At 40.2% G+C, this 25,000-nt stretch carries 21 protein-coding genes and 1 pseudogene (2 of these 22 running past the window's edge); 7 read left to right on the top strand and 15 right to left on the bottom strand.

Annotated features, from left to right (window positions below; all coding sequences use genetic code 11):
• Positions 1-18 carry the final stretch of a methionine--tRNA ligase gene (gene metG, locus LEP1GSC062_RS15325; protein WP_020984703.1) on the top strand. It extends 2,097 nt beyond the left edge of the window, so 18 of the gene's 2,115 nt are visible here — the last part of the coding sequence; the start codon falls outside the window, past its left edge; the stop codon is at positions 16-18.
• 124 nt (positions 19-142) lie between these two features.
• Here the strand turns inward: metG and LEP1GSC062_RS15320 are convergent, their stop codons facing one another.
• Positions 143-1,453 carry a Kelch repeat-containing protein gene (locus tag LEP1GSC062_RS15320; RefSeq protein ID WP_004496835.1) on the bottom strand — a complete coding sequence of 437 codons (1,311 nt, stop codon included), beginning with the start codon at positions 1,451-1,453 and terminating at the stop codon, positions 143-145.
• Between the two features lie 409 nt (positions 1,454-1,862).
• Between LEP1GSC062_RS15320 and LEP1GSC062_RS15315 the strand changes: the two genes are divergently transcribed.
• Complete coding sequence (locus LEP1GSC062_RS15315; protein ID WP_010579137.1) at positions 1,863-4,493, top strand: [protein-PII] uridylyltransferase family protein; 2,631 nt, start codon at positions 1,863-1,865, stop codon at positions 4,491-4,493.
• A gap of 260 nt (positions 4,494-4,753) precedes the next feature.
• Entirely contained in the window at positions 4,754-6,451 is a 1,698-nt protein-coding gene (locus LEP1GSC062_RS15305; RefSeq protein ID WP_010579136.1) for an acyl-CoA dehydrogenase family protein, read from the top strand.
• Between the two features lie 186 nt (positions 6,452-6,637).
• Here the strand turns inward: LEP1GSC062_RS15305 and LEP1GSC062_RS15300 are convergent, their stop codons facing one another.
• The 4 genes from LEP1GSC062_RS15300 to LEP1GSC062_RS15285 form a co-directional block, all read right to left on the bottom strand.
• Complete coding sequence (locus tag LEP1GSC062_RS15300; protein ID WP_004496884.1) at positions 6,638-7,183, bottom strand: GyrI-like domain-containing protein; 546 nt, start codon at positions 7,181-7,183, stop codon at positions 6,638-6,640.
• Between the two features lie 7 nt (positions 7,184-7,190).
• Entirely contained in the window at positions 7,191-7,697 is a 507-nt protein-coding gene (locus LEP1GSC062_RS15295; RefSeq protein ID WP_004496868.1) for a hypothetical protein, read from the bottom strand.
• A 2-nt stretch (positions 7,698-7,699) separates the two neighbouring features.
• A complete protein-coding gene (locus tag LEP1GSC062_RS15290; protein ID WP_010579134.1) occupies positions 7,700-8,050 on the bottom strand; it encodes a PadR family transcriptional regulator in 351 nt (116 codons plus the stop codon).
• Between the two features lie 841 nt (positions 8,051-8,891).
• Positions 8,892-9,425, bottom strand: coding sequence for a DUF1564 domain-containing protein (locus LEP1GSC062_RS15285; RefSeq protein WP_010579133.1), 534 nt, complete (start codon positions 9,423-9,425; stop codon positions 8,892-8,894).
• A gap of 634 nt (positions 9,426-10,059) precedes the next feature.
• On the opposite strand from LEP1GSC062_RS15285, the gene lsa25.6 reads away from it, so the two are divergent.
• The gene (gene lsa25.6, locus LEP1GSC062_RS15280) at positions 10,060-10,779 is read left to right on the top strand and encodes an adhesin Lsa25.6 (RefSeq protein ID WP_010579132.1); all 720 of its coding nucleotides are present in this window, start codon (positions 10,060-10,062) and stop codon (positions 10,777-10,779) included.
• A 128-nt stretch (positions 10,780-10,907) separates the two neighbouring features.
• Here lsa25.6 and LEP1GSC062_RS15275 read toward each other — a convergent pair whose 3' ends face one another.
• From LEP1GSC062_RS15275 to LEP1GSC062_RS15265, 3 genes are all read right to left on the bottom strand, one after another.
• Complete coding sequence (locus tag LEP1GSC062_RS15275; protein WP_039942293.1) at positions 10,908-12,062, bottom strand: lipoprotein LipL36; 1,155 nt, start codon at positions 12,060-12,062, stop codon at positions 10,908-10,910.
• Between the two features lie 1,213 nt (positions 12,063-13,275).
• Positions 13,276-13,848 carry a DNA-3-methyladenine glycosylase I gene (locus tag LEP1GSC062_RS15270; protein WP_010579130.1) on the bottom strand — a complete coding sequence of 191 codons (573 nt, stop codon included), beginning with the start codon at positions 13,846-13,848 and terminating at the stop codon, positions 13,276-13,278.
• A gap of 465 nt (positions 13,849-14,313) precedes the next feature.
• Positions 14,314-15,327, bottom strand: coding sequence for a DUF2804 domain-containing protein (locus LEP1GSC062_RS15265; RefSeq protein WP_010579129.1), 1,014 nt, complete (start codon positions 15,325-15,327; stop codon positions 14,314-14,316).
• A gap of 187 nt (positions 15,328-15,514) precedes the next feature.
• On the opposite strand from LEP1GSC062_RS15265, the gene LEP1GSC062_RS15260 reads away from it, so the two are divergent.
• The gene (locus LEP1GSC062_RS15260; protein WP_010579128.1) at positions 15,515-16,942 is read left to right on the top strand and encodes an SBBP repeat beta-propeller lipoprotein, LipL53 family; all 1,428 of its coding nucleotides are present in this window, start codon (positions 15,515-15,517) and stop codon (positions 16,940-16,942) included.
• Between the two features lie 375 nt (positions 16,943-17,317).
• On the opposite strand, the pseudogene LEP1GSC062_RS15255 reads toward LEP1GSC062_RS15260, so the two are convergent.
• A pseudogene (locus LEP1GSC062_RS15255) lies at positions 17,318-18,562 on the bottom strand (hypothetical protein).
• Between the two features lie 347 nt (positions 18,563-18,909).
• Entirely contained in the window at positions 18,910-19,644 is a 735-nt protein-coding gene (locus tag LEP1GSC062_RS15245; RefSeq protein ID WP_004508351.1) for a motility protein A, read from the bottom strand.
• Between the two features lie 377 nt (positions 19,645-20,021).
• Between LEP1GSC062_RS15245 and LEP1GSC062_RS15240 the strand changes: the two genes are divergently transcribed.
• Together LEP1GSC062_RS15240 and LEP1GSC062_RS15235 are read left to right on the top strand one after the other, a co-directional pair.
• Positions 20,022-20,987, top strand: a complete 966-nt coding sequence (locus LEP1GSC062_RS15240) for an MBL fold metallo-hydrolase (protein ID WP_010579125.1) — start codon at positions 20,022-20,024, stop codon at positions 20,985-20,987.
• Between the two features lie 77 nt (positions 20,988-21,064).
• Positions 21,065-22,081, top strand: coding sequence for a cytochrome-c peroxidase (locus LEP1GSC062_RS15235; protein ID WP_010579124.1), 1,017 nt, complete (start codon positions 21,065-21,067; stop codon positions 22,079-22,081).
• A gap of 95 nt (positions 22,082-22,176) precedes the next feature.
• Here the strand turns inward: LEP1GSC062_RS15235 and LEP1GSC062_RS15230 are convergent, their stop codons facing one another.
• From LEP1GSC062_RS15230 to LEP1GSC062_RS15215, 5 genes are all read right to left on the bottom strand, one after another.
• Complete coding sequence (locus LEP1GSC062_RS15230) at positions 22,177-22,536, bottom strand: nucleotidyltransferase domain-containing protein (protein WP_010579123.1); 360 nt, start codon at positions 22,534-22,536, stop codon at positions 22,177-22,179.
• Positions 22,533-22,916: a HEPN domain-containing protein gene (locus LEP1GSC062_RS15225; protein WP_020984705.1), complete on the bottom strand. Its 384-nt coding sequence runs from the start codon at positions 22,914-22,916 to the stop codon at positions 22,533-22,535. The genes LEP1GSC062_RS15230 and LEP1GSC062_RS15225 overlap by 4 nt, the downstream gene beginning before the upstream one ends.
• A gap of 4 nt (positions 22,917-22,920) precedes the next feature.
• The gene (locus LEP1GSC062_RS15220) at positions 22,921-24,201 is read right to left on the bottom strand and encodes a citrate/2-methylcitrate synthase (protein WP_010579121.1); all 1,281 of its coding nucleotides are present in this window, start codon (positions 24,199-24,201) and stop codon (positions 22,921-22,923) included.
• Between the two features lie 61 nt (positions 24,202-24,262).
• Positions 24,263-24,439, bottom strand: a complete 177-nt coding sequence (locus LEP1GSC062_RS23695) for a hypothetical protein (protein WP_162142171.1) — start codon at positions 24,437-24,439, stop codon at positions 24,263-24,265.
• 451 nt (positions 24,440-24,890) lie between these two features.
• Positions 24,891-25,000 carry the end of an ABC transporter permease gene (locus tag LEP1GSC062_RS15215; protein ID WP_020984707.1) on the bottom strand. Its footprint extends 2,428 nt past the window's final position, so only the last 110 of its 2,538 coding nucleotides appear in the window; the start codon falls outside the window, past its right edge; it ends in the stop codon at positions 24,891-24,893.

Below are 25,000 nucleotides of genomic sequence, written 5' to 3'. Positions count from 1 at the left end.
GGAGATCGGTTGAAATAAACAAGTCGTTCTTGTTTCTCAATGATTTCTCGCTCAGAGGTCCTGTGAACTCTTACCAAATTTTAAAAGAGATTTAAAAGTCCAAAATTTATGCTCTTGGACTTAAATTTTTCCCGAAATTCTTTTACTGAAAAAGCTCCGATCCTTCTAGTCCGTTGTTCGGCCCGCTTCCGCCAAATACAAATATGTTCCCATTCGGTAAAATGGAAGATTGGTGCCCGTATCTCTTGTGTTGTAGATCAGGCATTCTGCACCAAGTATCCGTATTCGGAAAATACCGTAGGTTGTGAACGACGTAAGCATCGTTTCTTCCCGCCAAAAAAAGAACGGAACCATCGCCTAGAAGATCCATAGTAAAGTTCATTCTGGATACGGGCATTTCGAAAGTAGTCCACTGATCCGTATTTGGATCATAGATTTCCATATCCGAGTGAAATTGGTTACCGACCGGATTACTTCCGCCTGCCACTAAAACTTTTCCATTCGCCAAAAGAACTGAGGAATGATCCACTCTTGGTTTATTCATCTCCGCGACCACTGTCCAAGAATTGGTTGCCAGATCGTAAATTTCGGCGGTTTTAGAAGGACCAAAGCCTCCCGCAACGAAAACTCTTCCGTCCTGCAAAAGTACCGAGATCGGAGCCGCACGCAAAAAATTTACCGGATTCGTAAAGGACCAAGTGTTCGTATTCGGATTATAGATTTCAGCCCCTTTGGTTAGATCTATGTTTTGGATATCCCCATGCACTAAGAGATCTCCATTGGGAAGCAAATTGGAACGGTGTCTCATTCTTGCGATTTGCATGTCAGAACCGTAAGTCCATTGTGGATTTAGATTGTTCAGATCAAACAATTCTATAGATGAACGATACACGAAAGCTTCAGCGTTTTCATCCCATCCATATCCGCCTGTGATTATAATTTTATCGTTATTCAAAAGAGTCGCCGTGTGCCAGGCTCTAGCTGCACCCATGTCGGGAGGAGTTGAATTCCATTGTTGGAAAGCTGGATTGAATTCCGAGACCATCTGACTACCAACCGTCAGACCATCCAAACTAGTGGCGTATCCGCCGATCGACCGAATGCTTCCATTAGCCAAGTCCACTTTTGAACTCCCAAGACTCCCAACATCATCTCCAAATTGCGGAATTTGAGTCCAGGTCTCTCCGTTGTTTGCGCAAGCCGGAATAGGAATGTTGGGATTCGTTAATTGGGAAATCTCGCCTGTTGCGAAAGGATCCTGACTTAATCCACCATTCTGGTTTGGATTGGATCCACCGCCCGCGGCTCTCGGATTAGAACTTGTGTTGGCTTCGACAGGCTTTGCAGAAATCAATCCAAAAACGGATAAATCATGTTGGTCTTTCGATTCACTTTTTTGGCAAACGGTAAAAAGTAGCAAACTGATTATAATAATTGAAATTTTTCTAAACATTGTGTGATCTTCCTCGAAGGGATTTAGAGTTTTTGTTGGTTGCTTATAGTTACGGGATCAAGAAAGTGTTTGTGCCAATTTTTTTGGAATTCGAATCGGTAAAATTGTGCCTTTACCGGTAAACAATCCCGATCAATAACGAGTTTTTAAGATAAAATACATTGAATTTTTACTTTTAAGTCCGACACAAGCAAATTTTTTCGGTGAAAGTTTGTAGGAACAAATAAAACCGATTCCAATAGAAGTTGACAATGAAAAGCAGAAATTTTAGGGACGGAAACCGCGTCGTTTTCAAATGTAGAATCGAAAGCCGATTTTAGAAAAGAGTCATCCGTTCCTTCTTTCTATAAATCAAACGCTTCCGATAAGTCCGATATTAGGAAAGTAAGAATCTATTTTGTAACGAAACATGCCTTTACAATTGGACATCGCATACAGTTTTCAGAGGCTCTTAGAAAAGAGCAAGAACGTCGGCGGCCGACTCGTATCCAGACAATTGGCTCATATTGTGGATTCCTTTATTCTTTCCAAGTTTGAAAGCTCCAAAGTCGGATTAAAATCCAGTGACAAACTCTGTATCGTCGCGTTAGGAGGATACGGAAGGATGGAAATGGCTCCTCATTCCGATATCGACCTATTGTATCTACACAACGGAATCAAAGAACAAAGACTAGAATCAGTTATATCCAAAATCAACACATATCTCTACGACTCCGGAAAAGTAGTCGGACACTCCTGTAGGACGATCAAGGAATGTTTTCGATACCTGGACGATATGTCTTCTTATCATGCCTTTTTAGATGCTCGTTTTCTTACGGGATCGAAAACTTTATTCGAAAAGTTTAAAACAGATTTTTTGGAAAAACTTCCCGTAAAATGGACAAAACGTTACAACGAAATCAAAGAGGAGATTTTAACCTCCCGGTTTCTCAACGAAGAACGTCCCATTTTGTTAAGCGAACCGAATCTCAAAACGGATCTTTGCGGACTCCGGGACATCCAATATATGTTTTGGATGGAAAAATCCGTCCGAAATCTTCCTTCTATAGGAGGGTTATCCATACTTCCGGTTTTTCAAAGAGGAGAAATCCAACTTCTACAAGAAGCTTACGATTTCATCCTACGGGTAAGAATCGCGATGCACATGCTCACCACTCGAAAGACAGATCGTTTAGATCTTAGTCTTCAGCAAGAAGTTGCAGAATATCTAGGCTACGGAAAAAAAGAAGAACTTTCTTCCGTTGAAAAATTCATGCACACCTTGTATCGTCACCAGAAAAACATCTACTTTATCATCCGTACTTATTTGGATTCCATTATCGAAAAAAGAAAGAATTCCAAAGGCGAAAGTTTTTCCTACGAAGATCTTCACTTTTTTAGGATCGGAGACACTGTTTTTCCGCCCATGATCGGAACATTATTCACAAATCCGCATACGATCTATCGGGACATCATGCTTTCTTTTAGAATGATTCAGGAAAAGAACGTGCAGATCTCCGGAACGTTGTTAAACGAATTCCGGTTTGCGGCGAACTTTTTGGATGACGACTTTAAATATGCTTCCGAAGTAAACGAAGAATTCGTAAAAATTTTAAGAGCCCCTTCTCAGAGAGGAAGGGTTTTAAAGTTGATGCACGAATCCGGAGTTTTAGGAGCAATTCTCCCCGAATTCGGAGCCTGCACCAATTTTCCCCTATTTAGTTACCATCATGAATTCACCGTAGACGAGCATACATTATTGATTTTGCATGAACTCGACCTTCTAGATAAAGGAGAATTCGAAGACGCCGAAGTTCAAAAAGTTTATAAAGAATGTTCTAAGATTGAACTTTTGGCCCTTGCGATTCTGCTTCACGACGCCGGAAAAGTAAAGGAAGGAGACCACTCCGAATACGGAGCCGAACTCGTAGTTTCCGTGGGAGACAGACTCGGACTCGACGAGGAAGACACGGATCTGTGCCGTTTTCTTGTGGAAAAACACACTCTTATGTCGGAGTTGAGTTCCAAAAGAGACATAGGGGACCCGAAACTAATTCTGGATTTTGCGAGAATCGTGGGAAACCGAGAAAGATTAAGAAAACTTTATATTCTCACCGTAATCGACACGAAGTCCGTAGGAACGGGAGTTCTCACCAACTGGAAGAGTTCGATATTAAACACTCTCTATCAAAATACGATTCCGTATTTCGCAAGCGACTCGAAGGATGATTTTTGGGAAGCAGGTCCTACCCGAAGCATTCAGTTGGAGAATTTAAGGAGTTATCTCGTTGCCAAAGAAGATTTGGACGAAGCGATCGTCAAATCCATCGTCGCGTTCGCGGATGAAGTAGCGCCCTCCTCGTATCTCAATACGGTATCCAATCGTAAAATATTAAGAAATTTTAAATCGATCGGAACACTTGCGCAAAACCCGTCCCTTGGAATGAAATTCGAAACGGAACAAGATCCGGCCTTTGTGACGATCGACGTGGTAACCGCAAATCAACCCGAGATTCTCTTGGATTTATCCTGCGCAGTTTCCTCAGAGGGCCTCAGTCTTTTAGGAATGAAAAGTTATACTTTCGGAGAATATTGGATCACGACGGTCCAACTGACAGATTCGACCGGAGGTGGAAATCTTCCAAACGAAAAACTGGATCGAATCGAAACAAAACTCAAGTCAATCTCTTCCGGAAATTTGAAACGGGAAAGTATCGCCTTTGAAAGGACTGATTGGAACCCGCGAAAACCCACTCCGGAAAGTATTATCAATCGATCAGTTCTATTTTATAATGACGATCTTCCGGACGTAACCATCATGGAAGTAAGAATGCCAGACGTCGTAGGTCTGGTTTATAGAATTCTCCAGATTATTCTTTATCTGGATTTAAAAGTTCGTTATCTGAGAGTATCGACCAGCGCCGATTACGCATACGATTCTTTTTATCTTCAAACCTCCAACGGAGCCAAGCTGGAAGATCCGAATTTACTTTTTACATTGCGGGAAAAAATTCTTACGATCCACTTCAGAGAACAAATTTTAGAAGAAATTCCTCTTTGAACGAAAATTCCCGCTTTAGAAATTCGATTCTAGCCTCTCTGAAAAACTTTCCACTTTGTCTCGGAAGATCGATACGATCCTACCAGTATTTCCGAAAAGTTGTAGTCGAACCGTTCCTGAACAAATACCCGCGCTCCATTGAACCTTTTTTCGCTCGCTTGAAAACGAAGGCGGACTTATACTTTCCAAAGAATTTCCTTTTAAAAGTCAAAGATAGAGTGATTCGCTTCTAAAAAAGTTTAGCGAATTAGGAGAGAATGATGCAGTATCCTTTAAATCAAACCGCGAATCCAGGCCTTGCGCCTTTTGATATTTCGAATTATCGCGGCAATCGAGGAAAGAATTTTTACGAAGAGGACCGAGTGCTACAGACCCTTGTGGAAAAATATTCCAAAGATTATGATGTCGCACATAAGAAAGCGATGATCGAACATCTCTTAGGCTACGGTGTCTTAGTAGGAGGAGTTCTCGACGAACTCACGGAAGCTTCCCACAAAGAAGGAAAATACGGAGAAGTCGTTAAATACGACCGAACGGGAAATCGAATCGATGCGGTGGTGTATTCGAACGAACAAAAACTTTCCAGGAAGATTTCCTATGACTATGGAATCGTTAATCTCAATTACCATTCCTCTTGGAAACATCCTTTCACTGACTTGCATCGCTACGCACTTGCCTATCTTGCCAACCAAAACGGAGAAGGAGGAGTCACTTGTCCTCTTGCAATGACCGAAGGTATGATCAAAGTTTTGGAAGCGCTTGGAACTCCCGAACAAAAAGATAAGTATCTATCTCTTGTCGCGGGAGAAGGAAGCGATTCTCATTTTATGGCGGGACAGTACGTGACCGAAAGAGTCGGTGGTTCCAACGTAAGTGCCAATCGAACGATCGCAAGAAAACAAGAAAACGGTAAATGGATTCTTACTGGAGAAAAATGGTTCTGCTCTAATCCGGGAGATCTTTGGGTAACCACAGCAAGAGTGGAAGATACAAACACGATCGGAATGTTTTTGGTTCCAAGAATCAAAGATGATGGAACGTTAAACGGACATCATATTCTCCGTAAAAAAGACATTATCGGTTCCAGAGGAAAGCTTACCGTCGAAATCATTTATGACGGAGTCGAAGCAGAGGCCTTAGGAAGACCTGCTCACGGAATCGCCAATTTGATCAAATACGTAATCGGTATTTCAAGACTACATGTATCCATCGCGGCTTCCGGAATTTCCAGAAGGGCTTGGATGGAGGCCTACGAATACGCAAAGTTTAGAACCGCCTATGGAAGTAAAATATTAGAATTCTCTTCTTTACTGAAACAACTAAGCGATCAAAGACTTAAGCACACCGCCATGCTGACTTCCATCTTTAGACATTTCCATACTCCAGAACCATTAAAACTTGCAGGAGAAGTACTGGCGCCTCTTCTGAAGTATAAATGCTCCGCCACTTCCACCGAGATTACATACAACTCGATCCTCGTATTGGGCGGTAACGGAATTGTGGGGGATTTCTCCGCACTTCCCAGATTACATAACGATTCCATCATCAATGAGACATGGGAAGGAACACATCTATTGTTAAGCGAACACGTCCTTCGCGGATTTAAAAGGGAAAAAGTAGCAAAAGCGTTCTTCAAATACGTGGAAGAGATAACGGATTCAAATTCCCAAGCCGCGGAAACGATCCGGAAAAAATCGGAACTTTTACAAGGATTACTGGACAATTCAAGTTCAGAAGAATTGGATCTGAATCGGATTTACATCGCGGATTTGGCTTTCGAAACGTTTGCTCTAGCCGCACTATCTGACGTTTCCGGTAAAAACTCACCGAGTCCTCAAAAGGACATGTCCATGTTTCGAGACGGTTACCTGGATTTGATAAATTCCTTTCACTCGTTTTCAAAAACAGGGAGTTTTTCAGGAAACGTCGAACGCCTCAAATCGGTGATTCATTTCTAAAAAGAATTTTAGAATTTGCTCATGAACTTAGGCCATCGCGATCCGTGTGATTCTAAAAAAATCCACGGATTCCGTTTCTCGATTTTTTATGGCTTCTTCCGATCATATTCCCGCTTCGGTCGACTAATCCCGAAAAGAGCAACTTTTACGTTTAAAAAAGTAAAGATCTCGTTTTCGTAAAAATTTTCAATCTATGGGAAGTAGATACGTTGTCTTGTGTTCCGTGAGAGGTTCGTAAATTTCCATGGACGCCCTCTCTTTTAGATTACAACCTCTTTCTTCGCAGGCTCTAAAAAGTTTCGGATAAACTTTGTAGATTCCGAGAAAGATGGAAAGAAAGTTTTTCAGAGGAAATTCCGCGAAGATATATTTTCGGGAAGGAATGGTTCTTGTTTTAAGATCCAAAGAAAGTCCTTCGGGAACTTTTGATAATGGCTCCGCAAAAAGCGCACCTACTTCGCATCGTAATTTTTCCTTCGGAACGTCATTTGGATTATCCAAATAAATGGAGAACAATTTAAAATCACGGATTCCTTTTTCGGGCAACTCCTTTTGAAGCGCTTCAAACGTAAGACCTACGTTTCTATAATCGCCGACTCTTTCATGAGAAAGAACGTAAAAAGGTCCTTTCGTCTCTTCTTGAATCCGAACTCGATCGAACGCGCCCATGTAAAACAAGAAAACAACGAGCAACAATCCCAAAATTAAAACACTCAGCGCGAAAATTTTCATAAACTCCTCAAAGAATTAAAATTAGAAAGAAAGGGACTATCAAACTCATATTTATATAGAAGATGTAAGAATACCTTTTGAAAACGGATCGTTTCTTTTTTAAAAGAAATAGATCTTGGACAAGTAGGATTCCTGCGAGAAACAATAAAAAAAGAAGAAGGGATTCCGCGGAATCGTTTTTTTTGTAGGGGAAATCATGAAAAAATTTTAACCATCCCGGCCCCCTTACGAACAAACTTGCAAAAATCATTATTAAAAATAAATTCCACGGAATCAGTATCATAAGTCCGAAAGCGGAGCGATGTTCGTATTCCCATAAAAGTCGAAACGATCTTAGCTCACTGGATATTCTTTCCTGTAAACCAGAAGCCAGAATATCAAATAAATGGAATATTCGAAAAGATCCCTCCCGATAAGAATCCTCCAAATGAATCTGAAGGGCGCCTTTCATTCTTTTAGAATAAGAAGCTGGATACGCAATTTGAATGAGGATTTGAAAACATCGAAAAGCCATTTTTAATTTCCTAGAAGCTTCAACTTTTTCGCTTTTTTTAAAGCTACTTCTAGCTTTTTAAGCTCATAAACGAGTATTTCTTTTCCATCGGAAGTGATCTCGTAGTAAAGCCTTCTTGGATCATCATTTTCCAGCATTTTTCTCTTCGAATATCGAATCCAACCGAAACTGCGAATCGATTCCAAGGTTCTATACAAAGTTCCGGGTCCAAGACGGAAGTTTCCCCCCGAGGAGGTCTCTATCGATTTTCCAATTCCATATCCGTGTTGCGGTCCCTCCGCTAAGGAAAGGAGAATATGAAACATTGCGGGAGTAATCCCTTTTGCTTCGACGGATTCCTCTTTGGCCACCATATATCTATTATGGATATATCTAATTCGGACTCAAGCATTTTTCGCAAGAGAATTCCACTACCGTTCGCTACTCGAAACGTAAAACTTCTGAATCGATCTTTCAACAAAATAGTTTTACCGATGCCTATATACTACTCGGACAGCATGAATAAAATACTGTGATAAACTATTTCGAAAATTAGAATGTTGGAATCTTCCTCTAAAAAGTCGATATTTCCCGATTTGACTTAATTTTTGAGAACCGTTGTACTTTTGCAAAACCGACCGCTTATTTTCGAGTATCATTTTCATGCGTCCGAGTAGTAATAGAGTTCCACGAATTTTGAAACGATTCCCCATTTTAAAGTTAGAATTCCCGACACCCATTTTATGCACTCAGTAAAACCTTGGGGGTGGGAACTCCAACAGGAATTGAACAACGAAAACGGCTGTTTAGAATCCACTCAAAGAAACGGTTTCTATGGGAACTCCCGCATTTATTACAAATTTACTGGATGATTGTAGCTGATTTATTCTAAGGTTTTAAGTGTGGTTTTTAGTAAGATTGATTCATCGATTTATAATCGGAAAAAATTTCATTTTAAATTTGTTCTAAGCATCAGAATACGTGAAAGAGTCTTCAAAAATTCATATTTTAGTTTTAGGCACCATCTTCTCTCTCTTTTATTTTTACGACATTTGCTCTAAATTTAGATCTTTGCGGAAGTTTGATCACAAAACTGCATGTCTTTACCATGCTCGGTTGTGGAGTTCCCACATTATTCGGGTACGGTAAATACATATTGTGCAAGAGTTTCTGAATATCAAATCTTTAGTTACATTTTGGATAAGGTTCCCATCTTTACAATGGCACCCAATCTTTATATTCCAAAGTGTGAAAATAGGTTTCCGGTTCGCAGTGGAGTTTGCGTGTAACTCGGTTGTTTGGCAAGTCTAAATGAAGGATATAACTGTAAGACCGGTGGAACGCGGGAACTCCCCGAGAATCCACGGTAGAGTTCCCAGCTCCCGCGGATTCTAACCGCAGAAGATAATTGAAAAGATAACAGCGAGACACGCCATGGGCCATAGCAAAAGTTCCAAAAAGAGTCCAACTTGCAGAACTCACCCGAACGTTGATTCGCTTCATTTTTCTCTTTCCCGGACTGGGTTGATACAAGGTTCTTCCAGCTTTTTTACCAAGACGTTCTGAAGCAGAAAGAAACTTACCATACGTTTTCAAAAATTGAGGAATCTTCTTTGGAAGAAGTTTCAAATCTTTTTCGGAAAAACGAAGCCAAGTATCTTCCGGAATCAGAAGAGTAACCGTTTCGGAGCGACCTTCTTGAAGAATCGAACTGATTTCATGATCGGAATTGAGCGACAAGTATCCCATACCGAATACGGTTTTTGGAAAGAATGAGACGGACTTGATTTTTGTGAAAATTTTACAATTTTACCAGGCAAAAGAAAAAAAATTTTCAAAAAATGAGGAAGAGAATAACTCAAAACGCCGTGCGCCAAGAGATAGTTTGATGAACCATAGAAAAGAAATCCGACATATTTTAACATGGGTTTGATATAATACTGATCCCTATAAAATAGAATACCGTTAATTTGAGCGGAAATCCCACGTTTAGACGCAGAATTTTGGACACTCTATTATGTAGAGATGAGTAAGATTAAAAAACTTTTTAAAAGTAGGAGTCCCCACATTGAAGTGTTCATGCTTCCAAAATCAGTGATTCGTAAAAATCCTAATATCTCAGCTACTCTTATTTTTCACAGAGAATGTAAAGTAATAAATAGACATCTTCGGATTCCTTTGTACCAAATTCTATCATTTTAAATCAAACTCCTAAATTGATTAGAGTTGTTGAAAAATTAATTCTCTACCCGTTTCTACTTCATTGAAATGGAAGTTTTAAGCGGTTTTGTTAATCTGAATCATGGAATTTTTCAACAACTCTATTGTTATTTTTTTATTTTATATAGACGCCTGATATTTAGCCTGGTGTAAGGAGTTCAAAATGAAATTCAGTATAATCAAAAATTTGAATATAATAATTGCCCTACTCGTTTTATCTGCTTGTAAAGACGATAGGATCAAAATAAGCGATTTAGGCGTAATCGACAAAGATAAGAAGAATCAAACCGCCTTTGTTCTTCAACCCGAAAAACTACTTGTAATGGTGCGGACAGATTCGGATTTGGACGGCAAAACGGATCTTTGGACTTGGGTTCGAGGAGATGATAAGGACCCAAAAGCAAGCCTTGTCCTTTTTGAGGAACTCATCCGAAAAGGAAATCATAGTCGAACTTGGTACGGTCCGGGTAACAGAAAGTTAATCGAACAAAACGATTTGGATGAGGATGGTCGTTGGGAATCGATGGTTTATTACAACGCATCCGCAATTCCCAAGGAAACGATGCGGATCGTAGCTTATGTGGAAGTCGACCTTTACGGAAAAGGAAAGCCCAGTTTATGGATTTTTCCGGAAGCTCGTATGGAATTGGATTTAGACGATGACGGAATGCCGGATCATCTGCTTACAAATCAAGATCGTATGTTGGAAAATTTCGCAAAACTCCAAAAGGGAAAACAGATCTCGGAAAAAGATTTCAGTCCGATGTCGGTGAGTAGTTCTTGGGTTTTCAACCCGAAACAAATCGTAAATCCTCGTTATCAAGCGTTGATTAACCAAAGTCTTTTTCCAGTAGATTCAAAACCAAATATTAACAAACCTTAAAACTTGTTTGCGGTTGATTGGCAGAAAAATTTTAAAAATCAGAGAATTTCTCAAAATCCTCATCTCAAAAAAAAGACCGCACTCAAAAGTGCGGTCTTTCCCATTTTACACAAATTCTAAAATAAAATTTAGATTTTAGGATATGTTGCAGGGCAAGTTCCGATATTTTTAACGTTTGTTTCGGTTCCGACAGTAGTTTTGTTACCTGCCGCTTCTTCGTCAAAATCACCGTATTTACAAGTAAGACTAGTAAAAAGAACTTCTTTCACTGCGTCCGCTTGAGCTGTAGTGATAATTTCACCTCCAAATTGCGGGAAAGCGGCGGTACTTCCAGTCAAAGCTCCCTGAAATTTAATATCTGTATCGTAAATGGAAGCAGCAATATTCTGAGCCTCCGTACTTTCCTTCCCTAAAAGATCCTTAGCACAAGCTCTAGCCGTTGCAGCAACAGCACCACCAAAGTTATTCTGATTTATGGTTTGAGCTTCCGTGAATGCTACCAAGGCAGCCCCAGCTTTACCAACTGTTGTGAGTTCTGTAACATTGATCAGACGCCCTTTAGCAGCAGCATCGGCAGTCCATTTGAAGTTGGATGCAGTGACAGCAGCTGTTTTTTGTTTGAAAGCAAGATTAGTTGCCATATCGGTTGCTACCGATCCGGCAAGAGTGGTAGTATTGAGATTAAATGAAGCAAATAATAGAGTTTTTGCTTCTTCAGAAGAGCATGCGTAAACCGTTTTTCCGAAATAAGCTGGATTTGGGTCAACACTGATACGGGCACCAAAATTTAAAGGACTCAAATCCCAGCCGGTACCGAAAGCCAGGCAACTGTTTGCCGTTGAAGCTGCTAGAGATTGTTGCACTTTAAGTGCCGTTACACCATCAATTTTAGCCTGAAGGTCAGCACTAGTTTGGTTCGCACCTTTACAATTATCCCCAGCCGCATCTGCCTTGTCTTTGGCAGCTTGGTATCCTGCTTTGACCGAAGTTACAACCGCCTCTACGTCGTTTACAATTGCAACAACGTTGTAAGCCCCACTACAAGCAGCCTTCGGTCTTGTATTACCAGTTGCCATATAAGTAGGTTTTCCGTCTCCGGCTCCCGCAGCGCCAGAATGTGCAGCGTCGCTTTTAGTAATGATAACGCAGTTTCCACTGGTTTGATCCACTAAATACAACAATGCTAATGTGATTGTGTCGTCATCGCTTTCGCTTTTTTTACAAGCCGACAATGCAACCGTCAAAGCGGCTACAGCGGCAAATTTCATTACATTTTTCTTCATAAAGAAAAAACCTCTTGTGATTTTTAAGTGATTTTTTAATCACTTTATTAGGTCATAATATTTAGGGAATTTCGGTCAAACACTATACAGAAAAATGGAATTTTTGAGATCATCTTTTTATAAAAATTGATAATATTTAGATACTCTAATTCTCATAATTTTTAATTCGAAATATAATATGAAATCATTTTTATTTCGGTATAAATCTATTGTGCCTTCCATATTCTCATTTTCGTTTCAGAGAATTGAAATCTTTACATTCTACGTAAATCTACATTTATATCCAGGAATTAGTAATTAGTTTTTAAGGGGTTAGAGCCAAGCAAGATCAACCTAAGACTTGAAATGAACTCCCGCTTTCAGAGCTAAGGTTTCAAAAACTGAGAACAAATTGTAAGTTTGACGAAAAACAACAGATGATACTATAAATCCAACTGACATTCAATCAATAACGACTGATTTGACTGCAAAATGGCATATAACTTTTATCCGTCTAAAAATAATAAAGCGATTTAAAAATTTTTAGAGTCTTCGGTTTATTTCTCTCGAATCGCCACTATAACCCATAGTATTCACAAAAAAGAAGCCTCTCTCATTTTGATGCAAAAATTCAAACTCGTTTCTCAGATGCAGGTTTCGATTCTTTGAATTTTAATCGGAGAAGTATTCTCATTTTTCTTTTAGACAAAATGCGCATCTTCTGGGCTTCAAAAGCGGGGTTAAACACAAGACTTGCATTTACCAGAAAGCCAACAGAAGGAACTAAAGTAAAAAGAAAATTATATCTAAAAATGGACGTCCACAAAAAACGATCAGCCTAACTTATTTAACGGGATATTCAAAGGTTTTTTAGTCAAAGAACAACAGATAAAGTATGAAGAAGACCGAATCAAAAAGTTCTTTCGGAAATTGGAAAATAAAGGGTGGAATGTTGCTCGTAGCACACATATACAAAACTCGCGAATACTAGTCTGAACAATCGTCGCGATAGTTTCTCTCCAACGAGTTAAACTATTTGATGATAAAAAAATGCGAAAAATATTTACAATTCCCGTTGATGCACCATATCAGAGCCCGTTCGAAAGTCCATAGGGATGTAATCTGTGGTAACTACTACGTTTTAGAAACTTACCGGACATTTAGAGATATTTTTTGAGGTTTTGAGACTGGCGTACGGTTTCTTACAAAAATTTTATCAACTCTTAGAGAATCCCTATTTTTTCTTAACGAAACGAAAACAGTCCGTAGTATGATCCATAACCATACCCGTAGCCTGCATAAATGCATAACAAATCGTAGAACCTACGAATTTGAAACCGCGCTTTTTGAGTTCTTTGCTCATCTTGTCCGAGTTAGGGGTACTATTTGGAACTTCTTTGATCGTTTTCCATGAATTATAAATCGTTTTGTGATTCACGAAACCCCAGATAAATTCGTCGAAAGAACCATATTCTTTTTGAATATTCAAAAATTCTTGTGCATTAATAACAGCTGACCTGATTTTTAACTCGTTGCGCACGATCCCCTCTTCTCTAAGAAGGGATCGAATTTTTTCTTCCTTATACTCGGCAACTTTTACTGGATCGAAATTGTCGAAAGCATTCCGATAATTTTCCCTTTTTTTCAAGATCGTAATCCATGAAAGACCGGCTTGTGCGCCTTCTAAAATTAAAAATTCAAATAGCATTCGATCGTCATGAACGGGAATCCCCCATTCTTTGTCGTGATAATGAGTATAGAGCGGATCTTTCGTAACCCAATCACAACGTTTTAAAAATTGTTCCAAAATTTCGCCCCCATTGTAACAAATTTCTGTTTTGACTTATTCCCACAAGTTACTCGAATTCAATCTTCCTAAAATAGAAACTATGATACATCCAGTTAAACAGGATTTGTGCTAAAACTGACGACATTTCTTTATATAATAGAGTTGTTGAAAAATTAATTCTCCATTTATTTTTGTTTCACTAAAATGAACGATTAAAGCAGTTTTGTTAATCCCACAATCGAATTTTTCAACAACTCTAATAACAATAAGAATCCTCAGAAATTAAGGAATGTATAATATAGAATTCTTTTTTCAAAACCTTTTCCTTTTCGTAATCTTTTTTACACAAGAATATAAAAAAACGTTCCGAAAACGGAATAGAATCTGACGTACGAAAAGAATATCATGAATACACAGCTTGATTTTTTTGATAGATTAAAATTACACGTTGAGAGATACCGCAAATATAATTGAGATCCTAAGTTACCATCTTGCGATGTGATCTTCCGCCCAACCTTGACCGTCTATAATTTTATATTCGTTTTTTCCGAGCCGTATGATTCCCTCGAACTTTCCTATCATCTGATGAACAGAAGACGCAAAAACTCCCACATTTGTCACGGCCTTCCTATGAAAGCCCGGAATAAACTGCAAATCAATCGCTTGAGAATCTTTCGTATAAAGACGCCAAGGTTTCATCCAATTCTCGCGATCCACTTCAAAAACAGCATCGGAAGGAATTTTATAAATTCTCCCATTGATTAAAATAGCGTTTTCGGTAGTGCCGGTTTCGTCCGTCCATCCAGCTCCCAAATTCATTCCAATTCTATTTCCTGCGTTATGTGTCATCATAGAAGCCCAATTCCATTTTGTGGAATAAGGCCATATGCCTCTCCCGTAATCCATACAGGCAAAGGAAGATCCGAGTTCGAATTTATATTCCATCGCTCCGTAACGAACACTTCCCTGCGCCCCGACTCCGAACAATTTTTCCGTAAATTGAAATCTTCTTTTGGACCAAGGAACGACCACATTTAGAGTTTCCCAGTTCTCCGGAACTGGAACCAAAATCTCCGCCTGAACTGGAATTTTATTTTTGAGTGAGATGTTCACCGAAAGACGATAACCTTCTTCTTCTCTAAAAAATTGTAAACGCGCGTTATTTCCTATATACGTCGCATTGCTTCCCACGAGTTGACCGAGACTGATCCCCGATCCGAAAGGAGTGAGAATGGTATCTTCCTCAAAGTCTCCCGTTTTTCGATTCAACCAATAAACAAAAACGACTCCTGCATAATCCACATCCGAAATCGTAAAAGATACCAAAAAATTCTCGTCGTAAACGCACCAGTAATTCCATTTTTTCTTTCTCAAATAATGTCCGCTTAAATTACATCTGTGTAGGGGTTTTTTAGACCAACCTACCGAAGTTAAATTGAGATTTCCGGATCTATCGCAAAGATTCGTTTCTTGTCTAATTTCAGTCTCTAAGTTCATTTGAAGAATACTCTTTTTAAGTTATCAGCACGGATACCATCCCCACTCGAAAAGTCGACTTCTTTCTTCCACATCTATTCTCATCCTTGAGATAGGATAAAATACCCTACTCTTTCGAGAATTTCTTTTCGTAGAATTTTCAATCTTTGTAGTCGAAAAGTACATTGAGATTAGAAGGAGTATTATCTTGGTTCGTTTTTACCTTTTTCTTTTTATATTCATCCAAGCTTGTTCGCCCATTGGAGGATTGCTTAACTTAAACGGATCCGATTCAAAAGCAAACGATTACTGGTGGATAGGACTTCTTCAAGGGAATAATCATCCTGCTCCTATTGAAAATTCAATATCTTCGAATGAGGATGTCGTCGAAGAAAATGTCCTAAATGAAAACGCAGATGCCTTAGGATGGACCTTATTAGTCGGAGCGCCTAACGGGCACACTTCAGGTTCAGGACTTGCTATTGATACAAATGGATTTATCTACGTTGCCGGGGACACAGACGTTGGCGTTTACAACGAGAATCCTATCGGAACTAGGGATCTTATTCTCGCAAAATACAATTCTCGGAAACAAATCATTTGGTCAAAACAAGTCGGAGTCCGAGATGTAAATTTGGATGTTGCCGATGTCGGAGTAGATGCGAGAGGAAACGTTTACGTAATCGCTAGTAGAAGTATCGCTCGTGGAAATAAAGATTTATTTGCATTTAAATTCGATACGAACGGGAATGAAATCTGGAGACGACTAACAGAACCCGGAGGGAGAAACGATAGCGCTGAACCTAAAAAAATTTTCGTAGATTCATCCGGAACGTCTTACATAGTCGGCACGTTAAGCACACGCCATAGAGATTGGGACGACGCTCTATACGACGGATTCCTCATTAAGATTGATACTCAAGGGAACTGGGGCAATACCTCGCGTATTTCCATTCCTCGTGCCCAGGCCTTTTTAACAGGAGTGGTAGTTGCGGATAACACAGGAGATATATTTGTAACCGGCGCCGCAAGCGGAAACTTGGAAACCAATACTGCTCCGGGAATAGGAAACTTTGACCTTTTCATTCTTAAATACGATAGAAACGGAAGAAGACAATTTTTCGCACAACTTGGTCAGGCATTGAGCAGAACCGAAGGTAACTCCATAGCTTTGGATCCGTTCGGAAACGTTTTTGTCGGCGGAATGAGTAACGCAAATTTCGAACCAGAAGGCGGAGTTGTGGAAAGTGACCGCGGAATCCTAGTAAAGTATGATTCTTTGGGCGTTCGACAATGGATTCGATACTTGGGCCCGGCTAACGGTCGTAGAACTACTTCCATCAACGCAATCATAACGGATTCGGAAGGAAATGTTTTTACGGCCAGCAAAAGCAATCATATGGAGGATGGAAGCCAGAACGGAATCGGAATGGATTTACTTCTGACCAAACACGATTCTTTGGGGAACGAGGAATGGATCCGACAAACCGGATTCAACGGAGGGGTGATAATAGGCAACAGAATCGGACAAGACCCCCAAGGAAACCTTTACTGCACGGGATGGACGGACGTTTTTTCAATTAACGAAGCGCTCCGCCAAGGGAATAGTGATTTACTCTTTCTGAAGTTCAGATAATTCAATCGGTTTTACTCAAAAAGATTTTTGTCGATATAAGATCGATAACTCTCAGAATCGATCAACCTAAAATGTTTAAGATACTTCCCAAATCCGGCGACGCAAACTCGCGTCGAGTAAGAACAAAGTAGAAATTATCTCAAAAACACTTTATCTTTGCCTAAAATTCCGACTCCGGTCATTTTTGAGATAATTTCTAGATAAATTTCTTTTTTAATTTGAACTAATCAATATGGGGATTGAACAACGAAAAAGATCGATCGTTGGCAAACCCACACATAAACTACCCATGAAAACATGCCCGTAAGAGCTCTTAACGTTAAAAATGTTTTCGACGAAAATCGAAAGATTTCATTCGCGAGGTTTGAGATTGTATTATGGAAAATTCTTTCGCAAAGCTTCCTTGGAAACGTTCCCATCCCAATCCATTTGAATTAGAAGAGCATCTATGTACTGAGCCGGTTTTTTCTTCGTATAAGAAAGAATGACATAACCTTTATCGTTTTTTAAAATCTTATTCGCCATATAAAGTCTTTGAGAATGTTTTTTTTCCCAGATCTTTCTTCCGTTAGAATCAAACTTAACGACAATCATCGGCCCCTCTCCGTCGGAAAGTACGCCGAAAAAACCCTGATCCGGGGATTCTATAATCGGACCCATAAAATTATGGCCGCCTAATCTCTGTTTGGTCTCCCAGATTGTCTCACCTTTCGGGGAAAACTTCAAGAGCCAAACCGCTTGACTACTCGGCCCGGAAATTCCTCCGGACAAAAGTAAATTTCCGTCGGAGAGTTTAAGGATAGAGATGGCCATATCTTCCACGTTAGGACTTCCGAGCTTTTTTTTCCAGAGTTGCTTTCCCTCTGAATCATACCGATGAATGACCAAGTCTCTTTGAAATTCCTTACCGGAAACGTTATCCGTCCTTACCGAAAAGTGTATACAAGAAACCGGTTTTATTCCCGTTGACGATGACAGTAGTATCACCTTGTTTTTCGGTAGTTTCCACTTTGTAAGAAACCGAAACGAGTCCTCTGAACTTTTCATTGGAAAGTTCTTGAAGATGAAATATATGAGGGTCTTCAAATCCGCAAAAACCATCGCAAAATTCTTTCGCCTCAAGGATTCGATCGTTTATCATGTCTCCCCGGTCGTCGTATTTCGAAAAAACGATCTTTCGATTATAAGTTCCACTTCCAATCGATCCAGCGGTGACAAAACCTCCGTCTTGAGTTGCGATAAGATTCTCTCCCCGAATACTATCATGGTTGTGAACATTGACCGTATAACCTTCCATATCCACCGGTTTACTCGTAAAAAGATATCTCCACCAAACCGGATTCCCGAAAGAATCGATCTTTGCGGACCAAGCGGCGCCGTATTTTTTTGTTCGATTTTAGAGTTCGTATCTAGTTTCGAGCAATCGTTTGAAGAACCGACAACGACGTAACTCCCGTCCTTTAAAGAAACAACTCCCGATGGAAGTTCTTCCGGACATTCGTTCGGTTTTAATCCGTTGTATTGTTCCCCTCCGAAAAGGGTTTGCCAAAGAAAATTATTCTGTGCGAAAGTGGAAGTGCCGCACATTAGAAAAGTTAAAAAAACAAATATTCGTTTCATCGTATGTTTCCCTGTGAATAAGGAAGTGTCCGAGAGATTTTAAAATTGTAAAGAATTTATTCAAGTCGGGGCGGAACTTCGCATTAAATTTTGTACAATGAAACAAGTTTCGGAAAATAAATTCATAATAAAAGAGATAACGGATACACTCGGAGAATGTTATATTCGATCCAGGAAAAAACGTATATTTCGAATTTCACGTTCTGACAACGTTTATTTTCGTTTTTCTATTTTTCCAAATATTCCCATTTTAAAAATCGTCCCAAGTAAAATTACATTCCAAGACAACTAAGCATGAGTTTTCAAGATAAATTCTCGGAGAAAAATATGAGTAAATTCTAAAATTCTCAACCGATAAACGGAGTCATCCTTTCCATAAGAATTCTGCGATTGTCACCACTCTGAAGAGCGATAACTCCCCGAATAACCGCTTGTCTACGATCCGATTGTTCCTTAGACCAAGACCTGATTCGGTTGGCAAGAGGAAAAAAGAGAAGATTTGCAAATGCAATTCCGTAAAAAGTGGCAATGAACGCGGTAGCAATTCCTTCTCCGAGCGCCCGAGTGCCTGCACCTAAATTCTCTAATACTCCCACAAGACCCATAACGGTTCCTATGATTCCCACCGTAGGAGAAAAACCTCCCGCAGTTTCTAAGATCTTGGCAGAGTTCGCTTCTTTGTCTTCCATAGCGAGAGCGGACTCAAAAAGAATTTCTTCCACCGCACGAGGATCGGTTCCGTCCACAATCAGTTGGATTCCTCTTTGAAGAAACGGATCTTGGATAGATTTAAGATTATCTTCAAGAGAAAGTAGGCCGTTTTTACGAGCTTGTTCCGCAAAATCCAAAAAGAGTTCGCCAAGAGGGGGTTTACGTCTTGGAAAAACTGCGGTCTGAAGATTCAAGATAAGATCTTTGATTTGTTCGAGGGAAAAGCTTGCAAAGGTCGCGCCCGCCGTTCCCCCGATGATGAGAAGAAGAGCGGAGATTTTGAAGAAGGAAAGAAAATGCGCACCTTCCAAAGAGATCGCAATCAAAACGGATAAAAAAGCGACGGAAAGACCAATGAAAGTGGGATTCATTTCCGCAAGAGTCCCTACGATCATCGGTTTTTACAAGAAAATTCTGTCTTATCAAAAGAACAACGAATCGTCGCAACAATCCCGATGGAAGCCTTCGAACCAATACGTTCTCAAGCGTAAGCTAATTGTGAAATATGAATTTCTTGACTTAACGGAATCGATAATATCAATAAAGAAATCCTGCGTATTATTCTAATGCTTACTCATGGAAAAATGCGTATCTTGAGTTTCTTGCCGCCGCGCGAGAATCCCTCAACGGATAGTGCGTATTCAATGATTAAACAATTACAGCAAAAGACAATTCGTTATAAAATGGGCCCCACATACAAATGAAAATCGGCAAGTCTTCATTACAAATCCCTATCTAGGAGAATTCTATGCTAACTTATGAGAAGGAAGTTTTTCCCGGTTTATATACGATCGACTGCGATTACATCTCTCCGGGAGTCGCGTGCGCTTATCTGGTAGTCGAGGGTAAAGAGGCAGCCTTTGTGGAAAACAACACAAATCACGCAGTCCCTATTTTGCTCGAAGAACTACGTAAAGTCGGACGCAAACCAGAAGACGTAAAATACATTATCATCACTCATGTTCATCTGGATCACGCGGGAGGCACGGGATTGTTGGCAAAATACTGCACTAATGCGACGATCCTAGCGCATCCGAAAGCGGCCCCGCACCTCATCAACCCCGAAAGATTGATCCAAAGTTCGATTCAAGTTTACGGAGAAGAGAACTTTAAAAAGTTATACGGAGAAATTCTTCCCGTTCCCAAAGAAAGAGTAAAAAGTCCCGAAGACGGAGAAGAAATCAGATGGGGAAATAGAATATTCAAATTTTATTATACAAGAGGACATGCAAACCATCATTTTTGCATTCATGATTCCTTAAGCAACGGAATATTTACGGGTGATTCTTTCGGACTCGGGTATAAGGATTTTGCCGTCGGAAAAAATCCGATTTTATATCCTTCCACGACTCCCACCGATTTTAACTCGGAAGAGGCGATGGATACGGTGGATAAAATTCTTTCCACAGGGGCGGATAAAGCCTATCTTACGCATTTCGGAGTTTGGAAAGATTTGGAATCCGGTGCGCGCCAAATGAAACAGGGTTTATACGCGATGCAGAATATCCTTTCCTCCGGAGAAAGGTCCGGACTGGAAGGAAATGCTTTACTCGAATTTTGCACGGGGCGGGTAAGAGCTTATTTGGAAAGGGAGCTTTCGACTCAAGGAATTCTCTTGGGAAAAAAGGAGGAAATGCTTCTCGAATTCGATTCTAAGATCAACGCACAAGGTTTAGCCTTCCAAATCGAAAGGAAAAAACGAAGTAAGATTTGAAAAAGAATTGCAACTCAGTATATTTTTAAATAAAATCTTATTTTAGAATTATTCTAAAATATAAGAGAGTTACTGGTATGAAACAACTTGCAGAGAAAATGTTCTGTTTAACGTTTCTGGGAGCTGTGTTAGTATATTGTGGACCATCTGAAAAAACGAAAAAATTGATGGATGATTCCAATAAGATCTTTGGAACTATTCCCGATAAAATGCCGGGTGGAGAAGCCGATACACCGGAATTGGTTCAGCTGGGTGAAAAATTATATTTCGAAAAAAGACTTTCCGCGAACAACACGCAGTCTTGCAATTCCTGTCATAATATTATTGGGAAAGCCGCAGGAGTGGACAATCTTCCTACATCTCCGGGAGCGTTTGGAAAGAACGGAGTTAGAAATTCTCCGACTGTTCTCAATGCGGGTTTTCACTTGGCTCAATTTTGGGACGGTAGGGCAAAGGATTTGAAAGAACAAGCCAAGGGACCGATTTTAAATCCTGTGGAAATGGCCATGCCCTCCGCGGCGGAAGTGGAAAAGAAAATTAGTGAAATTTCCGAATACCAAGACCTTTTCGCAAAAGCTTATCCGGATTCCTCAATAAAAGAAAATTCTAAAACCTCTCCCGTTAAAATGAAAAAAATTACTTACGATAATATTGCGGGCGCGATCGCGGCCTTTGAAAGAACCTTAAAAACCCAAGACCGTTTTGACGATTTCCAAAGAGGAGATTACAAAGCTCTTTCCGCGGAAGAGCAGGAAGGTCTGGAAAAATTTTTGACTACGGGTTGTATCACTTGTCATGTCGGTCCTCTTTTGGGCGGGAATTCCTTCCGTAAACTAGGTCAGATAAATCCATATGAAAATACTAACGACAAAGGCCGCCAAGATTTGACCAAAAATCCCGCGGACGCTTTCGTCTTTAAGGTTCCTTCTCTTCGTAACGTGGCAATTACGGGACCCTACTTCCACGATGGAAAAACGACAACTCTAGAAGAAGCAGTCAAAAAAATGGCTTATCTTCAATTAGGTAAGGAACTCTCCGAATCCGATACAAAGTCGATCGCAACTTTTCTGAAGACGTTGACCGATAAGAACTAGTCTGATTAACTGGACTTACAGAATTGAAACCTATTCAACCGGCGGTTGCTTATGCGATTAGCCGGCCTTTTTTTGTACTCGAAGACCGATGGGTTTTAGGACAAGTTCTTAATCAATGGAATCATATCCTCAAAGACGGATTTCCAAAACCCGGGATACTTACTTTGATTCCTGACTTTTTCCCATTCTTGGGGTGTATATACGAATAGATTGAGTTCGACGGGAAGAGCGAGAAGTTCGGGAAACAATTCCGGTCTGTTGAGAAAAGGGACTTTGGTATTCAGAATTAAAATTAAGTCCACATCACTGTAAGCGTGCTCTTCGTTTCTAGCAATGCTGCCGAAAAGATAAGCCTGGATCGCTTTGTCTCGGATTGAGAAGCGAATTTTCTCCATCAATTCTTCCCGGCTCATGCCGCCGAACGGATCTCGTTTGGGGAAAACGATAACACTCATGGGATCTTTTCGCGAACGATACGGATCAACGTTTCTGCAAATTCGATAGCTTCTTTTGCCTGGGATTCTTCGAAGTATTCAAAAGGAGCGCCTTCCATAAAGGCGTCGGGGTAACGAGTGGGTATATAATATAAATCTAATTTTTGACCGATCGATTCAATCTCCCCGTTTTCGTTCAATTCTTTCGCGATCGTTTTTACCGAATGGGATTTTACGAGATCGGCTCCGCGAAAGAATGCCAGCGCTTTGAGAGATTTTTCCCCCACTTGCTGACAGATAAAACAAGTCTGAGCGAAAAAACCCGAACGAAGAGATGCCTTGGCCCATTCCAAATCTCTTTCAGCTTGAGCGAGCCAATCTTTCCATCTCGGGTTTTGCATCGTGCTATCTTTCCGTAAGAGGAACGTATTTCCTACCCATTTCTCCGGTATAAATCTGCTTTGGGCGAGCCTTACTATAGTTTCCGGAAACTCTTTGCTCTCTCCAATGCGCCAACCAACCCGGAAGCTTTCCGATCACCTGCATCGCGGTGAATAATTCTTTCGGAATTCCAAGAGAATGGAAAATTACAGCGCTGTAGAATTCGAGATTCGGATATAATTTTTGATTAATGTAATATTCATCATTTTGCATATAATCTTCGATTTTGAGAGCCACTTCCGCGATCGGACCTACCGGATTCTTTTTGTAGAAATCGTGGAACAGCTTACTCGCGATTATGGCTCTCTTACTTTTCGCCTCGTAGGCCTTGTGTCCGAATCCGTTCGAAAACAATCTTTCCGAATCTCCTTTGAATTTTTCAAAGTATTCCGGAACCGACTTTCTGGATTTAAGAATATCTTCAATTAAACCTACAGCCGCAACCTGACGACCGCCTTCCCTAGAACCCCAAAGAGCGTTGATCGCAGAAGAAATGGAAGCAAATAAGTTAGCTTGCGTAGAACCGATTACTTGCACCGTCGTATTGGAAACGTTTTGCTCGTGATCCGCATAGAGAATCCAAAGTTGGTTCAAAATCCGATCGATGTCCTCCGTAGGAACATAATCCTTGGACGGAATCGAAAACAACATATAAAGAAAGTTTGTGCAATAAGGATGTTTATCCAAAGGATACACGAAAGGTTGGCCGACAATTTTCTTGTAGGAAAAGGCCGCAATCGTTCTGATCTTAGCAAGAAGTCTCGCGGAATGATCGATCCCTTTGTCCAAAGATTCCTCGTATTCTTCCGGATAATAACTGGAAAGAGAAGTCACCATCACGGAAAGAACCGCAAGAGGATGTCCTTTGCCCGGAAACCCGTCGAAAAGATTAATCATATCTTCGTGAATCAAAGAGTGTTTGGAAAGTTTTAAAGAAAAATCCTTAAGCTGTTGTTCGGTGGGAAGCTTACCATAGATCAAAAGATAGCTGGTTTCCACAAACGTAGAATGTTGAACGAGGTCGGCAACGTCGTAACCGCGGTATTGAAGTTCTCCCGAATCCGGATCTCTTCTGGAAATTCGACTAACTGCGTATGCGGTATTAAAAAAACCGGGATCATACGAAATGAGTCCGGTTTTTTGATGAAGTCCGCGCATATCGATCCCTTTTTTACCGTCGGTCCCGGAAATCAACGGAAACTGGTAGGATTTTTCCCCAACTTTGATTTCAATGAATTCACTCATACCGATAAGGAACTTTAGAGAATAATATGCGTCAATTCTTCTAATTTTGCCAAAACCAATTTTATTTCATTTCATCCGGATAAAACTTCCGCTTGAATTCTCCGATTGCCATTTCCGAAAAACGTTCTTTACCATAACCAACCCCACAAATACTTGGATCCGAAGATAAATCTGTCGGAATTACTACAATCCTCTGTGAAACGATCGTCCCCACAACGCGCCCTAAACACCGACCCATAGGAAGGTGTTTGCTGAGTTCAGGAAGCGTTGTGCCTGAGTTTCCCCTGATTTTTGGGTGGAGGGGAGAATAACTCTATTTCGCTTTCTTTCTCAACTTCGTTGAGAGCCGCTTACAAAACTCAACCTCACTCTCTAGGGATCGCTCGGTAATGCTCCGCTGTTCGCTGGCTATTTCGCTCTCTACGGGTCGCGAAATAGGCGGGAAAACTCGGGAGACTTTTCTCTATCAGAAAATCATACTTTTTGCAAGTAAAAAATAGGATTCTTGTCTGAACACTTGCATTTTATTATATGTAAAGTTCTATCCACTAAAATCTAACCCCCTAATCACTGACACGTCGGAACACTTGAAAAATATCAGTTTTTGATCCTTATGATCCAAAAGCCTTCTTAATTTGTAGGGTAAGGTTATGGTTCTTTACCTATTGGCTAAAAAAAATACAGTTATTTCAAACCGCCTTCATAAAAGTAATGGGAGGTTTTTTCCATTCCCCTCTTAAATTTATATAATAAACTGAAGTAGTTGCGAAAATCGTAAACATATAGGCAAGTATGTATT

The organism is Leptospira alexanderi serovar Manhao 3 str. L 60, from assembly GCF_000243815.2.
Lineage (GTDB): Bacteria > Spirochaetota > Leptospiria > Leptospirales > Leptospiraceae > Leptospira > Leptospira alexanderi.
The sequence above is the reverse complement of the archived record's forward strand: the minus strand, read 5'-3'. Positions and strand labels throughout refer to the sequence as shown.

Bases quoted from the DNA above. Each gene is read 5' to 3' on its own strand.
- LEP1GSC062_RS15320 (WP_004496835.1), bottom strand. From the start codon at position 1,453: ATGTTTAGAAAAATTTCAATTATTATAATCAGTTTGCTACTTTTTACC.
- LEP1GSC062_RS15315 (WP_010579137.1), top strand. From the start codon at position 1,863: ATGCCTTTACAATTGGACATCGCATACAGTTTTCAGAGGCTCTTAGAA.
- LEP1GSC062_RS15305 (WP_010579136.1), top strand. From the start codon at position 4,754: ATGCAGTATCCTTTAAATCAAACCGCGAATCCAGGCCTTGCGCCTTTT.
- LEP1GSC062_RS15300 (WP_004496884.1), bottom strand. From the start codon at position 7,183: ATGAAAATTTTCGCGCTGAGTGTTTTAATTTTGGGATTGTTGCTCGTT.
- LEP1GSC062_RS15295 (WP_004496868.1), bottom strand. From the start codon at position 7,697: ATGGCTTTTCGATGTTTTCAAATCCTCATTCAAATTGCGTATCCAGCT.
- LEP1GSC062_RS15290 (WP_010579134.1), bottom strand. From the start codon at position 8,050: ATGGTGGCCAAAGAGGAATCCGTCGAAGCAAAAGGGATTACTCCCGCA.
- LEP1GSC062_RS15285 (WP_010579133.1), bottom strand. From the start codon at position 9,425: ATGGGATACTTGTCGCTCAATTCCGATCATGAAATCAGTTCGATTCTT.
- lsa25.6 (WP_010579132.1), top strand. From the start codon at position 10,060: ATGAAATTCAGTATAATCAAAAATTTGAATATAATAATTGCCCTACTC.
- LEP1GSC062_RS15275 (WP_039942293.1), bottom strand. From the start codon at position 12,062: ATGAAGAAAAATGTAATGAAATTTGCCGCTGTAGCCGCTTTGACGGTT.
- LEP1GSC062_RS15265 (WP_010579129.1), bottom strand. From the start codon at position 15,327: ATGAACTTAGAGACTGAAATTAGACAAGAAACGAATCTTTGCGATAGA.
- LEP1GSC062_RS15245 (WP_004508351.1), bottom strand. From the start codon at position 19,644: ATGAATCCCACTTTCATTGGTCTTTCCGTCGCTTTTTTATCCGTTTTG.
- LEP1GSC062_RS15240 (WP_010579125.1), top strand. From the start codon at position 20,022: ATGCTAACTTATGAGAAGGAAGTTTTTCCCGGTTTATATACGATCGAC.
- LEP1GSC062_RS15235 (WP_010579124.1), top strand. From the start codon at position 21,065: ATGAAACAACTTGCAGAGAAAATGTTCTGTTTAACGTTTCTGGGAGCT.
- LEP1GSC062_RS15230 (WP_010579123.1), bottom strand. From the start codon at position 22,536: ATGAGTGTTATCGTTTTCCCCAAACGAGATCCGTTCGGCGGCATGAGC.
- LEP1GSC062_RS15225 (WP_020984705.1), bottom strand. From the start codon at position 22,916: ATGCAAAACCCGAGATGGAAAGATTGGCTCGCTCAAGCTGAAAGAGAT.
- LEP1GSC062_RS15220 (WP_010579121.1), bottom strand. From the start codon at position 24,201: ATGAGTGAATTCATTGAAATCAAAGTTGGGGAAAAATCCTACCAGTTT.
- LEP1GSC062_RS23695 (WP_162142171.1), bottom strand. From the start codon at position 24,439: ATGGGTCGGTGTTTAGGGCGCGTTGTGGGGACGATCGTTTCACAGAGG.